We start from the raw sequence: 14,413 nt of genomic DNA on the forward strand, positions 1-14,413 counted from the left end.
TCCCATACTGCAAAAGTGCATAAGACATGCAATGTGAGTAAGAGTGGAGCGCCTTGCTGTCAAGTAAAGGGATGCTGTAATAAATAAATAGCGCGAATGCGGAACGCTCGTTTCGCATTCTTCTAAATAATACTTTACTAAAAAAAATTAACGAGATTTCTTTGGGATAGCAAGAAGCGTGTTGTCGTTATTGTTCTCTTGGGAAATTTGCTTATCTTGCAAAGAAGAATCATGCTCAATTGCTTGTTTGAACGTATCAGCTTCACTTAATAGTACAATTTTATTATTTAAGATTTTTTTAGCTTTTTTAATACAATGCACCAAAGTGGTATCTTGTTTGGCAAAATTTTTGAATAGGCTAAAATGTATATGGTGGCTAGGGGCTTTTCCATAGAATGTTAAAGACCCAGATAAAAGAGTTTGTAAAGTATCTAAACCTTTTTGAGGGTTGGGATTGTCTAAAGTAGAATGAATAAGCTTAATAAATTGTTTGCGTGCCTTTCCATCATTTGTCTCATCGTCTTTATATTTAGCCGCATAGGAATTAAGTTCAATTTTGAATTCTTTCTCAACTAGCGCTATGGATTCTTGTAGAAGTGCAGGCCACTCTTGCCAAATTGCAGTTTCATTATCATAGTTTTGCTTAGTACCAAATTTCTCCTCTACGTAAGAGTCTGTACTGTTTGACAGGGATTGGGTTGAAGTCATACTTTTCGTTTCGTCATATTCTTTGTTTCTGATTAAAATAACGGGTTGAGCATGTGTATTTTCAGCTGGATTTGTCTCATCTTCTGGGCTATTGATACGAGAAAAGTAAATAGGTTCGATTTCGATGGGTTGAGTTTCGTCAGCTTCATTTTTCGTAACCGTAATCAGTATCACTTCCTCATTAGATTTCTCATCGACGGGTTTAGTTTGTTCTACATGAGGATGCGAGACTTCGGCTTCAGACGGTAAGTGTTTTAATATCTCGGCTTCTAACGTTTTTTTAGCATTTTCCATTAACGTGGAAAGCTTGTTATCGCGCTGCATCATGACATGATGTTCAATGGATTCAACAGAATCTTTAAGCTGATTAGCTCGCATATAAACAATGCTGCTTGATTCACCTTCGAGGGCTTCAATTTGGCTGATAACGCGATCTATCTTGCTTAAAATGACTGTCTTTAATTTGGCAGATTGATCTCGTTCAACTGTTTTGCTTTCGGCTAGCTTGTTGTACCAACTAACCATCTTGGGAGAATCTTTTTCGCTCGCAACAGCTCTGTCTAATTGAACATTTTTTCTCTTAAGCATAAGGGTTAGTTGTTTTACATCATCATCATTGTTTGCTTCTTTAAGCTGTTTCTCTAATCCTGTCACTTCATCTTGCATTTGAGTTACAATTTCTTTTCTAACATTCGGAAGATTTAACGCTTCAGTTTTTTTGCGGTTAATTTCATCGTCATAATTTTGAATTTTTAATTGCAAAGTATCCCACTCGTGTAAAAATTTAGTAAGCTGGTTGCTATGAAGATTAATATTTTTTTGCACAGTCTTATTGATGATTGGTTCTGCTTTGGCCAAGACAGTATGGGGAGATACCACGTGCTTCGTTAGAATGATGTTATGGTTTACATAAATATTTTCTTGATGTAATGCTGATCTTATCTTCGCATAAGTTTGGAAAGGGACTGTATTCATACTCACTAGGATGATTTCTTTATGTTTTTCATGATTAAATTGGTTTATGAAAGCAGTTACTTTGGCTTGATCGATTTCTTGCCTATCATTCAGAAACAGGACGCAATCAATCATTAAAATGTCTTTTGGTTTTTTGGTTATCTCATGTTGCTTTAACAATCTTTCATAAAAATTGAGAGCTTGCTCGAAAGTTGGACGAGCTTGCACATCTTCCCAATTCACTAATCGTCTACTTTCATTATTGTTATCAGAATTTGCAAAAGAATTTCTTTTTGAAAGCCTTGGTGTCATCGGTGTATTAAAGTTTTCAGAATTTGGGTCCGTTGATATCTCCTGGTTTGGAATTGGGATTGCTTGAGTGAAGGGAGCGCTCCAGTCTAACAAAAAAAAGTTTTTTAAAATTTCTTTTCTAATTTCACTGTTTTTATCCATATGTTGAATTAACGTTAAAAGAACTAATCCCACCGAGTAAATCTCGGTTGCTTCACTGTATTCTATGAAATCCAATTTCTTGGAATCTCTTTTCGGAACTTTTTTTTGCATGGAACTGTATCTTTGATGTGTTTTTGTTCCCTCTTTGATCCGTTCTAGCAGTCTAAGTCCTGGTATAGAAGCATGTTCTTGTTTCAAACCTGCAATAAGTCTTGGAATGGTTTGATAGGCTGCTTCAGGCGCTGAGTCGACTAAGTTGATGAATGACGAAAGCTCAATAATGCGAGCATTGACAGATTCCCAGCGAGGCGTTTCAACAGGAGGGGATGTTTTTTTTAATAATGTAGCCGCCATGATAGGAATGCTATCGGAATTTTTATTTGTATTCTGATTTTGTAATTTGCCGACTTTGTTATTTAATTTGCGATGGGCTCGGACAAGATCTTTTTCAAGAATAGCTAAATACTTTTTTTGGTATTGTTGATAACTCACTTCATCCACATTTTCTTCAGCAATATTTTGTTGGAGGGACTCGATTTCTTGGACAAGTGCATCAAACTTATTGGTTAGTGCTGCTGAATATTCGGTTAAATAAGTACTAAGTCTTTTTTGTAAATCCTGAGCCTCTTTGACTGAAGTTGGTCGGATATTTAAATCATGTTCTAGTTCCATTATCTTTGTTTGATTCATTTCTGGGTTAGTTTTGAGTTCAGCTAAATAGGAAGTTAAATTAATTTTTTGTTTTCGAATACGTTGACTTTTTAAAGCTTGGGTTGTTTTTTTTAACATTATTTCCATATCATTTTTTTCATCTTTCAATTCATCCAAATATTTTTTTAAAATACCTATTCTTTCCTGTCCCGCTTCGACTTCATTTTTAGCCAGTTGGTTTGTCAAAAGCTGTAATTCATTGATTTCATCAAGTAACGTAATGGAATTTTCTAAAAGTTCTTCAATTAAAGTTAATTTCGCAAACGTATTAATTTCTGGTGCCATCCATCCCGGCGATCCATTGACCTTGTCAAACACAATTCTAGTGTCAGGTGATAATTTAACCGCTTGGCCAAAATCGACAAGATATAAATTTTTTGCCGCTCTATCGTACATAATGTTATCGGGTTTGATATCGCGATGAATAATGCCCTGATTATTAATTAAACCATGCATGGATTTAAGCAACGCTACCGAAATTTCTAAAATTTCTTCGTCAGCTAGCGTAGCTGTTGTTCTCGATTCAGTTTTAACTAAGCTCGATAAAGGATCACCCTGCGCGAGCTCCATGATTAAACAATTTTGATTAACATTTCTTGCTACGTGTTTACGGTCCAACCTTGCTTTACCGGCTGCTAATTCTGTTAAAATGGTAAATTCATCATCGTAGGTGATGTTAGATTCACCGACAACAGTATTTACCGCATCTTCTTTAGCTTCAAACGTCCCCATATTTTCAGCATCATCATCGTCTGCAATCTCTTTAGTTTCAACCATATTTGATGCAAGCTGGCCGCTTTCAATAATTTTAATAGCTACCCATTCATTAGTTTCAAGATCGATTGCAAGTTTAACGCCACCAAAAACACCTTCGCCAATCTTACCTTCGTAAACTGCAAAGCCTCTTTCCTTCTTATCATTATCTTTCACAAATAGAGGGCTGAAATTAACGGGCATTTCTGGGTTAAGTTTCTTTGCTAAATCCTTTTTAATGACATGTTTACTAACTTTGTCTTCTACAAAAGCTTTGCGTTTTTTCGGATAGAGATATTCGTTTTTAATCATTTCAAGTACATCAGGATGATAAACTTGGCCATTCTCATTGACGTCTAAAATATCGACAGCGCCAGGAGGAAATTGGGCGACAAAAACATCGTCATTATTATTCTGATTATTATTATTCGGATTGCGTGGATTTGACATAATAGCCCTACCTTATTGTTAGTACTTAAAGTATAGGCGAGATTTTACGAAGATTTAAAAAATCGTGATTTCTAATGAGTTGAATTTAATATGAATTTTTTTAAAAGTCGGCCTTCAAAATTAAGGAATTATTAAAGAGCCGGGTTTAAGGTTCTTAAGTATTTAAAGCAAGTCGCAGGGAAAACAAGTTAGTTCAAAGGGAGCAGCCCAAGTAAACTTGACCCTCTCTAATTACTGCAAAATACAATTAGGTTAATAACAAGATTAATTATTTCAATAAAACTTTTGTTTCAACGGGTCTTGATGATAGGTAAATATCATCATCATTAAAAGTTACCAAATATTCTTATCTAACTTTACCATTATATGAGGGGAATACGAAAAATCCTGTGCTCATTCAACGATAAACCAAAATGAATGCGGTAAAAGAAGTATAGGATTAGACAAAAAATAATCCAAAAATAATGACCAGCATGTTTTGTTTAGCAGTTCAACTGTATAACCTATAGCGCTTCATTATGAAGCGCTATAGGTTTGTAAATCTAGATTGTGCGCGTGCAGATAAAAGATAATGGGGTATGCGGTTTTACTTCACGTCCTTCTGGACGAAAGCTAGGGCTGTTACAGAAAATAACTTCTATTTCTTTAATTAAACCATCTGTAATGAGAAAGCGCTCAGCAATCCGTGTAGTGCTCGCATGGATTTTCGCATAGGGAATAGAAGTATCTAATAAATAAAAAGCAATGGCTTGGTTGCCATCAATAATCCAGCGTACATCTCTGATTTGTTTTATCGTTTTAATTGCAAAATCTGTATCGATACTCATACGTAGATCGCGAGCATTGGCTGCAGTTTTAACGCCATTTTGCCAGCGTTTAACATCTTCTGCTAAAGGTACAAAAGCTGCATCATGAGTGACTAACGCATTGAGATAAGTTTTTCCCACTGCAATCATGCATTGACGTGATGCGTCATGGCAAGGCGTAAGTGCTTGAGCGGTAGAGTGGGTTAGTATTAAAAAAAGAAAAAGGTAAAAATGTTTAACCATGTTTTTCATTTTAAGCTCCATTTAATTTAAAGTGTAACTTCTGGATTTTGAACCATGAGTGGCGACAACGCTATGCCATCCGGCATTTGTGCTGCTGTAAATTTGTTTAAAATTGTCCCCCCGGATAAGATCGATAAGGGTAATATCACATGCAAAAGCATTGGTTATGTAAGCCTGTTCTTGATTGGCACGTATGGCAATGTTAATCGGCACGGGGAGTGGATTCAGTGACGGCGTTGTTTTAAACGATTGCGTTATGGCTAAAGACGCGATATCGATAATTTGTGCATTTCCACTAATCGTATTTTGCTGATTATCTAAATTTTTTGATTTTAAAATTTGAATAATATGCGTTACCGTTTGCCAATCCGATGGCTTATCTACCTCGTGTTGTTGGATTAGATAGTTTATGAAATGCGATACCTTTTCAATGCGTAAAGACTCTTTTGCTAATGCTTGTGACTGCATTTTTAAAGATTCCAAAACGTTACACTTATTTTCCTCGAGGAAAACTCGAATTTGGGATAATGAAAAGCCTAAGAATTTGAGGGTTACGATTTGTTGTAACCGCAGTAAATCATCATCGTGATACAGGCGATGACCCGTCTTGGTATGATTGCTCGGTTTTAACAGATTTATTTCATCATAGTAATGCAACGTTCTCACGCTAACTAAAGTTAATTTGCATAACGCATTAACAGTGTAAGATTTACTCATAGCTTCCTGCTCATTAATCAATCCGCCAGACTATACTGCATAACGTTACGTGAGGTGCAAGTATTTTTATTAAAAAATATTTAATTACTTCGATTTTCCTAAATGGTTCTGTGTAACTGGTGTTTAAAGAAGAGCATCGTATAATACTTCCCTAAATTTAAAGACATGCGGCTTAATTATGGCTAATAATCGAACGATAGATTTACCTCGCAAAAATCAGCAAGAGGATGCGCAAGACGAAATTATTGTCTCAGTCGATAACGAATTGTTTTTAGCGATTTGCTATGATAAAAAAGCGATTCATACTTATACAGTCGTTGGTATAAGAGATAAGCGAACAGATCAAAACCACATTTTAAGCTCTACAGGAAAATATCTTAACCGTCAGGTCAGAAAAATCCCTTTTTCACTCCTAGAAGCATTTTTTAGTGTTATACCGGGGCGTTTAAAAGAAGATGAAGGCGTGTATGTCGCAAAGGATTATGCAGTCACTTATAAAGCATTTACGATTACTGAACAACTTTATCAAAATTACCTTGAACAATTATTTTTAACGACAAGATCAAGCAACCTTGGCGCATTTCACAAAGACTTAGATCATAACGATCCGCAAACGGTGCGTTACGTTTATTCAAAATTAAATCAAACTCATCCTCAAAATGAGAATCCGCTTAATCAAAGTGCTAGCTATTTAAGTGTGAGTAATACCTGTCGCAATACGGCAAAAGTATTGCTTGATGTGGGTATCGGCGGGAAGAGTGAAGGACAAGGCGTTTCTTCGTGCTTTTTAACACAACTGCCCTTTAAAACAAAATTTAATCTCGGCAAAATGGATAATCCTTTATTTATTTTTCCCATTTCGCCCTGTAAAGAAAAACTCTCTGCTAAGCTATTTAATATCCTCTCCGTCATTTATCAGCAACTCGAAAGTTTTTCCAAAATATATGAAAGTAACCCCCATGCTTTAGAAGAGTTTGAAAAGTTGAAAGGGTTATACAAGCAGCTTGAAGATAAGCGTAATCAAACCGTTTATGAATTGTTTCGGACGATTGACAATTGGGAGTTTAGAAATCAGCAACTTGTCAAGAGTAAACATAAGTTTTCTTTTTTTAGTCCTTCGCCCCTGCAAACGATGCTTGCTGAGATTAAGAAAATAGAGTTTAAACTGTAATTTCATTCCATGATTTATTATTGCAAATAATCGTTCAATAAAACCAAAAATACGCCATTTGTCCATCCAAAACCAATAACGTTTACTTTATAGCCGACTTGGACATGGGTTTTAGCTGTTTGTGATTCTACATCATATTTTTCATGAATCGTTTTATCATGATTAAAATTTTTAACAATCATATGAATATATTTACGCGAAAGACGATGGGCAAGATCTTTAAAACCATATCGGTTTAAACCTTCTATCGTAATCAATTGAAGAGGGGCCCAACCATAAGGGGAATCCCATTGGGCACCCGTGTTGTAGGGACTAGAGACGATACCGCCTTGCCTTTCGAAATGGTGTAAATTCGCGGCAACTTTTTTCGCTTGATGGCGCGATGCAGCACCCGTCCATAAGGGATAAAATGAAGTAGCATAAATGTAAGTGGATTGACGCTTTTGTTTAAAATTGTAATCGAAATAAAATCCCTGGGCTTCGTTCCAAAAATACTGATTGATATGACGCAGCCGTAGGGCTGCTTTTTTCTCCCAATATTTTGCCTCGTTAGTTTTCTTTAAGGTTAAAGCAATCCAGGCCAAATCTTTTTCTGCTTTATATAACAAACTGTTTAATTCTACCGGTGCAAAATCGGTCGTTGCTGCGCTAAAAATCCCAAATCGATTGGATGTATCAAAACCAGACTCGCGCATAGCCCGATCACTTTTATAGAAGTTATGATTAAGACTGACTGTAAAAGGTGGATTTTTGGAAGGAGAAAGATAAGTCTTGCCTATTTTGGGATGCGTCTTAAAATATTGTAAAATTTTAGCGTAGTAATCCTGAGCGGAATCATCGAGTTCTGGCACAGGACCATGGCTGAAGTCATAGTATCGCGCAAGCGTTGCGTGATTGAATCGGTGCGGTTTGACAGTCCATAATTGATAATCTTTACGTGCATAGTGATAAGCTTTGGCAAGCCAAGGTAAATCAGGCAGTGCAGACTGATAAACCGCGCGTATCATGGAAGTTAAAAACGGTGGTTGGGAGCGAGATAGATAGTAAGTTCGATTGGCATTTAATATTGCTCCGTAATGATCAATTTCAAAAAAGAAATTTTCGACCATGCCCCGGGCTAATTCTAATTTCTTTGCCTTAATTAATCCGCGAATAATAAAATAACTATCCCATCCATACATTTCATTAAACATCCCACCGGGGATGACATAAGGATTAGGTAAATACAGCAAGCCATCGGGGTAAATATTCTTTACATCGACTTGACCCAAACGATTAATCTTTTGGGGTAATCGTTTGATAATAAGTGAGCAATGCGTTTTGAGCTTTTGAACGGCTGCAGGAATGGGAAAATCTTTTGGAAAATAAAGTAAAAAGTTTTGATGGGTTTTAGGATCGACTAAACTTTTGCATTCGTGCATCGAGCGAGTTAATTCTTTCCAACTGGCTGCAATATAATTGAGAGTTGGTCTGGTCTCTTCTTGAGTAGGATGATGCGAAGTTGCAATGGCCCAAGCAGCGGGGGTTAGCCATAGTGAGCATAGTAAGAAAAAGAACAAATGTCTGGTGTAAGTCAGCATTTAATGCGATACCCTAAATAGATTAGCTTCTACACTAAATAAAATACTTACAAAAAAATACCGTGAAATCACTGTATGGTAGTTTTTAAATAACTCATATAAGAACAAACTTTGCTTAATTTTTATTAATTAAGATAAAAAAAATGCAACTGCAAGACAATCATTTCTTTTATACCGCATCCCCGCTGGTGCGTGAGATTTGCGCGCCCTTGGCCAAGTTAAATATTAATCATTTTTCATTCACCAAATCTTATACATCGGGTAAAAGAATTTATCTTACAACGCATGTATCGCTGCTTCATCATTATTTTTTAGATGAATTGTATCTGATTGGCAACTGCGAAAATAATCCGAGTGGTTATCAAGAGCAAACCTTGCTGTGGTCAACCCTGCCCAAGCAACAATTGTTTCAGCATGAGCGTAATTTGGGACTTATGGATGGGATATTTGTGATACGTCCCGCGGAAAATTTTACGGAATTTTTTAATTTCTCAACTACCCTTAAAAATTGCCATGTCATTAATATTTTTATGACACATTACGATGTCTTTAAAAATTTTATTCCGTATTTTAAAGAAAAAGCAGCGAGCATTATTCGTGAAGCAGAGCGTCATCATCTTATTCTTCCCTTCCATTCAAATTCACTTAATCAAAAAAATGCAATTGTTCTACCTGAACCTGAACTTAATGGGTTATTTATAAAAAATAAGATTCGCTTATCTCGCCAGCAATCTCAATGTGCTTTTCATTTGTTAAAAGGTAAATCCACTAAGTCCATTGCTAAAGCCCTCAATCTGTCCCCGCGTACTATTGAAACATACATTAATAATATGAAAATTAAGTTAGCGGTTAACAATAAAACTGAATTACTGATTGAACTTGCGGGTGGAACGAAATTTGGAAATTAAGTACGCGCTCCTATAAAGAAAATAACTTCAGGCGCGAAAAATACTTATCTTTTTTTACCACTTGCGCTTCATCAATCGTTCGGGCAGATTACTGATGGCTTTTTAAAATAATACTAAAAAGGAAATTTTTTATGGATGCAAGACAAGGTCTGAGTCAAGATACAAGAAAGTATATTTTTGAAAATGGATTAATGAAGCTTAACCCTCATTTTGGTGGGGCGCAAAATAATGTTCCTTCAACCGTAGCAGTTCCTTCCCAAGCATTAGCAATCGTATCCTCCACGCAAGATATTCTAGCTTCAGGCATTCAAATGTCGGAGGCGACGAAGAATTCAATGGAGATTATGCAAGATCCAAGTTATGTCAACCAATTGCGAGCGACCGATGGCGGTACCATATTAGATGGTTTATCAGCGATTTTTAATCGCTATGAAGTTCCGATTGGTATGACCAATAAATTGTTAATGCTAACAGAATATAACCTTAACTTTATTATTGATAATAGTGGCACGATGATGAATCCTTCGGATGTTAAATTCAATACCGCCAGTCAATATATTAAAGATAAGTGTAGATCCAATGATCCACGTTTTCTAACTCCAAATGCGATGTTGACCCGTTGGGAAGAAGCTGAAGAAAGAATTCATATTATGATCGATATGTTAGCTTTCGTGCCAACCGGACCCATTAATTTTACCTTTCTCAATCCTGATTCGAGTAACGGCGCTATAAAAGACTTCGTATTAGATCATACCAATAAAACGCCAGAAGAATTTGCGAAATATGCGCATGCCATGATTTCTGAAAAATTTAGATCGATACCTTCAGGACCCACGCCACTTTATGAAAAACTTAATGAATCATTTACGAAGTTTAACAAACCCACGGTGCATTATGTTTTAACCGATGGTGAGCCAACCTTTTATACAAAAGAAGATGTCAAAAGTTTAGTCATGAATCGTAATGCTTCACGAAACCCCATTAATTTTATTACCTGCACAGGGGATAACGCTGAAGTGCAATGGATTAAAGATATTGATCAAGATGAAAGCAAACAGTTGGTTGCAGAAATTGATGATTTTGTCACTGAATCTGCTGAAGTATTGAAATCGCATGGACCCAAATTCCCCTTTAGCCGTGGTCTTTGGTTAATGTGCCAGTTAGTTGCTGCGATTAATCCCCACGACTTAGATAAGCTCGATGAACCCAAACCCTTTTCAAAGTTTACCTTGGATAATTTGATGGGTCGCGTGACTTCAGCAATAGAATATCAAGAATATTTTCGATTGAATCCGAATGCACATCGTTATAATAATTATTTTAATCGTTTATCGACTGAACCTTATATGGCGTATCAAATTCTAAGTACACCGCCTGGTAGTGCACCTATTCAATCTCAATATGTTGGGCAAGGTAATAGTCAGTTTAGTAATCAACCTCCTTTTACCCCTCAGGCGCAGACGCCAGCATATAATCCTCAGGTGCAGACGCCAGCTTATAATCCTCAGTCACAAAATCCAGCCTATAATTCCCAGGCGCAAAATCCAGTTTATAATCCCCAAGTACAGGGGAACACTTGGAATTATCCGCAAAATCAACCTGCACCCTCGGCACCACCTGCCACTAATTGGAATCAAGCAAGTGCACCTGCCAATAATAATAATTGGGGGCAAGCTCAACCCGCGCCAAATAATATGGGGGGTTGGAATCAACCAGCCAATTTGCAAACCAATGCAAACAGCTTTTTTAATCAAAATCGACCCCAAGCTCCGCAGCTTTATCCAGCACCACAGCAGAACTATTCTGCAAACCGGCGTACTTAGCAAATAAAAAGTATCCCCAGTCGAATAGACATGGGGATGCTTTTGTTTTACGCAAGGTGCGAAGCGCTTTGTAGGGAGTCGTTAAGCTGCAATATTAGTACGAGCTTTGTGAAGGCTCAGGCGAAGCAAGTCCTTACCCTCATTTGATTTGCGGCATGATGTGATTTAGCATGCTTTACGCTAAAAAAAAATTGCTCGTCAACAATGAGGCTTTCATGATCCCTTCCCCCACTGATTTAACTTATTTTATTGAAGTTGCTAGTTTACAAAATCTTTCCCATGCTGCGGAAAATTTGGGAGTGAGTCAACCTTCTTTAACGCTCGCCATGCGGCGTTTAGAGCGGGCAGTTGAAACTAAAATTTTAATTCGACATAAGCGAGGTGTTACGCTAACCAAGGCAGGAAAGCAATTGCTCGTTAATACCCGTCAACTTATGCAGCATTGGGATTTAATCAAATCTAAAACGCTAGATGTAACGAATGAAGTACGCGGTGTATTTACTATAGGATGCCATCCTTCAGTAGGCATTTACTCTCTTTCACATTTTTTACCCGACTTACTCTTAGCTCATCCTAATCTTGAAATTCGATTAAAGCATGATCTATCACGAAAAATTACGGATGAAGTGATTAGACTCAATATTGATATTGGGATTACCGTGAACCCCGTAAGACATCCTGACTTAGTTATCAAAACATTATATGAAGATAAATTTACCTTCTGGCAAGCTTCATCGAAACGTCAAAACCATAACCTTGCATCTGGACGCGCGCTGTTAATTTGTGATCCCGAATTAAATCAAACGCAAGCGTTACTTAAGAAATTAAAAAAACACGGCTTAAGTTCATCGCGCATTCTGACGACAAGTAGTTTAGAAGTCATTGCCGATTTAACCGCAACCGGTTGTGGCATTGGTGTTTTACCCGCAAGCCTTGCAGCAACAAGAAAATTAACCATGGTTCCTAAAACACCATTTTATCGTGATGAAATTTGTGTTCTATATCATGGGGAAAATCGTGAAATTAAAGCTATTCAAGTGATTACGCAAGCTGTTAAAAAGATGGGCAAGTGAAGTTGGCCTTACACACTCTTGTGCTAAAGTTTCACATAAAAATATTTATAAATACGCCGTATAAGGAAGATAGATTGTAGTTTAAATAGGATTGTCTATAAAGTATTGGCGAGGTTAACGAAATTTTTTAATTACAATCAACACGCTATTTAAAAATACAAAATACGGTTGAGTGATGGCTTTTGTCAGGATAGTATTTGCATCAAGTGCACGGTAAAAATAGACTGAATTAGAATAATACAATAAAAAACTGCAGCGTTTAATGCAATATTATAATTTAATTAGATCTCGTTTTTACGGTTTAAATTGTCATGGTAAATCGTAACAGTTGTAATGAGTGGTTAAAAAATAGAATTGATATGACCCATTAATTTGTTTGGTTTTTAATTGTAGCTTTCGCAGAAAAAAGAGTTAAAGACAAGCATTTAACTGCGAACAAATTTAAATACTGATTCAATAACTCTATTTTTATCTTTATCAATTAATTTCTCAAGTAGTGCTCCATGAACACCATATTTAGATTCAGGATCGCATCCATTACCCCTGGGTTCATTAAGTTCAATGCCGTTAGAAATTTTATATGAATGGGTAAGTTTTTTATAACAAACATTTTCATAAAGTTTTTTCATTTCAGGCTTCATAGTTTGGTATAAAGCAGCATTGCGATAAGGAATTAATTGATCTTCTTTGGAAGTAATTATAAAAATATCTTCTTTATTAATAAATTGCATGGCTTGAGCCGCATTTAACTCCCAGCCAAAATATTTTAAAAGGGGCGACAGTATGGGCTTAACTTTTTGCAATTGTTGGGGTAAAGCCTCTGATAATTTTGAAAAAGAACGATCATTGATCAAGCGAATGCGCAAACCTCGCTTTTGAAATTGAGAAACGATAAGGGTCGCTATCGCCCCTCCTAAGGATAATCCATATAAAGTAATTTTATTCGCAGGAATATTTAAATCTAAAAGACGCTGAACTTGAGCCTTACCATCATTGATTAATTGTTTTTCGTTATAAACTTCACCGGTGCTATTACCTACGTTAGTATAATTAAAACAAATGGCTGTATGGCCATATTGTTCAGCACGTTGCTGGTATTGTTTTATTTTGTGAGTATAGCTGCCCCGCATACCACACAAATAAACAACATAAGGCGAGTTTTTCTTGAGATGATTGGGTCGTATGATTAGTGTATCTAGCTCCGCACCATTAACACTCGAGACCATAAAATTGGAAAAGCTTGAATTGCCTTCCTCTTCAATATTTAACGGAATGTTTTTAGGAATAGAATGCTGGGCGGGTAATATATAATTTCCGATCAACTTGTCAAAAATCATCGTTAAATCCTAATGCAGAAAATTAAAGTTGGATAAACAGCAGTATCAGCTTCAGAATGTTTAGCTTTCGGGCTCGCGAGGCGATGCTTATGATTATCAATATCAAATATGAAATTTTTTGATTAATTCCAATAAAAATTATACCTAGGCGTTTATCCTTTAAGGCTTACAAAGCGTTGAATTTTATATGTTATATTAATTAATCAATTTGTAATGGAGACGACCATGACCGATATTAATGATCCCAGAGACTCTGATCCCAATGATCCAAATAATCCTAATAGCCCCTTTAATCCGAATAGTCCTAACAATCCAAATAATCCCAACAGTCCCATCAATCCCAACAATCCTAATAGTCCTTTAAACCCGAATAATCCTAATAATCCAAACAGTCCCTATAATGTTTCGCCCATCGAAGTTGAACGAGAAGGGTATGCAAGAGTCATTGCTGTGCTAGCTGTGATTATTGTCGCAATCTTTTTAATTGTTTTCTTTGCTTATTATATGCGGAGTACTGCTACTCCCGTTGGGGTCCCAACCCAAGTGTTAGTCACACCTGTCGCACCCGCACCAACTGAATCGGTGCTTGTGACCCCTGTGACGACAACGACCACGCCAAATACTGTAATTCAAACAGTTGTACCTGCTGAATCCGCACCTCCACCGCCACGCGTTGCGCCACCACCTGTTACGACCTACTAAGGGTGAAGCCTTGAAGCAAAAACT

At 36.6% G+C, this 14,413-nt stretch carries 10 protein-coding genes; 5 read left to right on the forward strand and 5 right to left on the reverse strand.

Annotation, left to right across the window (positions count from 1 at the left end):
- Positions 1 to 147: 147 nt before the first annotated feature.
- From H0W64_05355 to H0W64_05365, 3 genes are all read right to left on the reverse strand, one after another.
- Positions 148 to 4,029 carry a hypothetical protein gene (locus H0W64_05355; protein ID MBA3661129.1) on the reverse strand — a complete coding sequence of 1,294 codons (3,882 nt, stop codon included), beginning with the start codon at positions 4,027 to 4,029 and terminating at the stop codon, positions 148 to 150.
- A 542-nt stretch (positions 4,030 to 4,571) separates the two neighbouring features.
- Positions 4,572 to 5,087: a hypothetical protein gene (locus tag H0W64_05360; protein ID MBA3661130.1), complete on the reverse strand. Its 516-nt coding sequence runs from the start codon at positions 5,085 to 5,087 to the stop codon at positions 4,572 to 4,574.
- A gap of 12 nt (positions 5,088 to 5,099) precedes the next feature.
- Positions 5,100 to 5,795, reverse strand: coding sequence for a MerR family transcriptional regulator (locus H0W64_05365; protein MBA3661131.1), 696 nt, complete (start codon positions 5,793 to 5,795; stop codon positions 5,100 to 5,102).
- A 178-nt stretch (positions 5,796 to 5,973) separates the two neighbouring features.
- Here H0W64_05365 and H0W64_05370 point away from each other — a divergent pair, with 178 nt between their 5' ends.
- Positions 5,974 to 6,966: a hypothetical protein gene (locus H0W64_05370; protein ID MBA3661132.1), complete on the forward strand. Its 993-nt coding sequence runs from the start codon at positions 5,974 to 5,976 to the stop codon at positions 6,964 to 6,966.
- Positions 6,967 to 6,983: 17 nt separating this feature from the next.
- Here H0W64_05370 and H0W64_05375 read toward each other — a convergent pair whose 3' ends face one another.
- Complete coding sequence (locus H0W64_05375) at positions 6,984 to 8,546, reverse strand: trehalase (GenBank protein ID MBA3661133.1); 1,563 nt, start codon at positions 8,544 to 8,546, stop codon at positions 6,984 to 6,986.
- A 143-nt stretch (positions 8,547 to 8,689) separates the two neighbouring features.
- On the opposite strand from H0W64_05375, the gene H0W64_05380 reads away from it, so the two are divergent.
- From H0W64_05380 to H0W64_05390, 3 genes are all read left to right on the forward strand, one after another.
- On the forward strand, positions 8,690 to 9,454 hold the full coding sequence (locus H0W64_05380; protein ID MBA3661134.1) for a helix-turn-helix transcriptional regulator: 765 nt from the start codon (positions 8,690 to 8,692) through the stop codon (positions 9,452 to 9,454).
- Between the two features lie 131 nt (positions 9,455 to 9,585).
- Positions 9,586 to 11,277, forward strand: coding sequence for a hypothetical protein (locus H0W64_05385; GenBank protein MBA3661135.1), 1,692 nt, complete (start codon positions 9,586 to 9,588; stop codon positions 11,275 to 11,277).
- Between the two features lie 170 nt (positions 11,278 to 11,447).
- Positions 11,448 to 12,350, forward strand: a complete 903-nt coding sequence (locus H0W64_05390; GenBank protein MBA3661136.1) for a LysR family transcriptional regulator — start codon at positions 11,448 to 11,450, stop codon at positions 12,348 to 12,350.
- Positions 12,351 to 12,775: 425 nt separating this feature from the next.
- Here the strand turns inward: H0W64_05390 and H0W64_05395 are convergent, their stop codons facing one another.
- Positions 12,776 to 13,687 carry a hypothetical protein gene (locus H0W64_05395; protein MBA3661137.1) on the reverse strand — a complete coding sequence of 304 codons (912 nt, stop codon included), beginning with the start codon at positions 13,685 to 13,687 and terminating at the stop codon, positions 12,776 to 12,778.
- 225 nt (positions 13,688 to 13,912) lie between these two features.
- Between H0W64_05395 and H0W64_05400 the strand changes: the two genes are divergently transcribed.
- A complete protein-coding gene (locus H0W64_05400) occupies positions 13,913 to 14,389 on the forward strand; it encodes a hypothetical protein (GenBank protein MBA3661138.1) in 477 nt (158 codons plus the stop codon).
- Positions 14,390 to 14,413 lie beyond the last annotated feature (24 nt).

The sequence above is a fragment of the Gammaproteobacteria bacterium genome (assembly GCA_013816845.1).
In the GTDB taxonomy this organism is placed as follows: Bacteria; Pseudomonadota; Gammaproteobacteria; order DSM-16500; family DSM-16500; genus Aquicella.

Bases quoted from the DNA above. Each gene is read 5' to 3' on its own strand.
- H0W64_05390 (MBA3661136.1), top strand. From the start codon at position 11,448: ATGCTTTACGCTAAAAAAAAATTGCTCGTCAACAATGAGGCTTTCATG.
- H0W64_05385 (MBA3661135.1), top strand. From the start codon at position 9,586: ATGGATGCAAGACAAGGTCTGAGTCAAGATACAAGAAAGTATATTTTT.
- H0W64_05365 (MBA3661131.1), bottom strand. From the start codon at position 5,795: ATGAGTAAATCTTACACTGTTAATGCGTTATGCAAATTAACTTTAGTT.
- H0W64_05360 (MBA3661130.1), bottom strand. From the start codon at position 5,087: ATGAAAAACATGGTTAAACATTTTTACCTTTTTCTTTTTTTAATACTA.
- H0W64_05380 (MBA3661134.1), top strand. From the start codon at position 8,690: ATGCAACTGCAAGACAATCATTTCTTTTATACCGCATCCCCGCTGGTG.
- H0W64_05395 (MBA3661137.1), bottom strand. From the start codon at position 13,687: ATGATTTTTGACAAGTTGATCGGAAATTATATATTACCCGCCCAGCAT.
- H0W64_05375 (MBA3661133.1), bottom strand. From the start codon at position 8,546: ATGCTGACTTACACCAGACATTTGTTCTTTTTCTTACTATGCTCACTA.
- H0W64_05370 (MBA3661132.1), top strand. From the start codon at position 5,974: ATGGCTAATAATCGAACGATAGATTTACCTCGCAAAAATCAGCAAGAG.
- H0W64_05355 (MBA3661129.1), bottom strand. From the start codon at position 4,029: ATGTCAAATCCACGCAATCCGAATAATAATAATCAGAATAATAATGAC.
- H0W64_05400 (MBA3661138.1), top strand. From the start codon at position 13,913: ATGACCGATATTAATGATCCCAGAGACTCTGATCCCAATGATCCAAAT.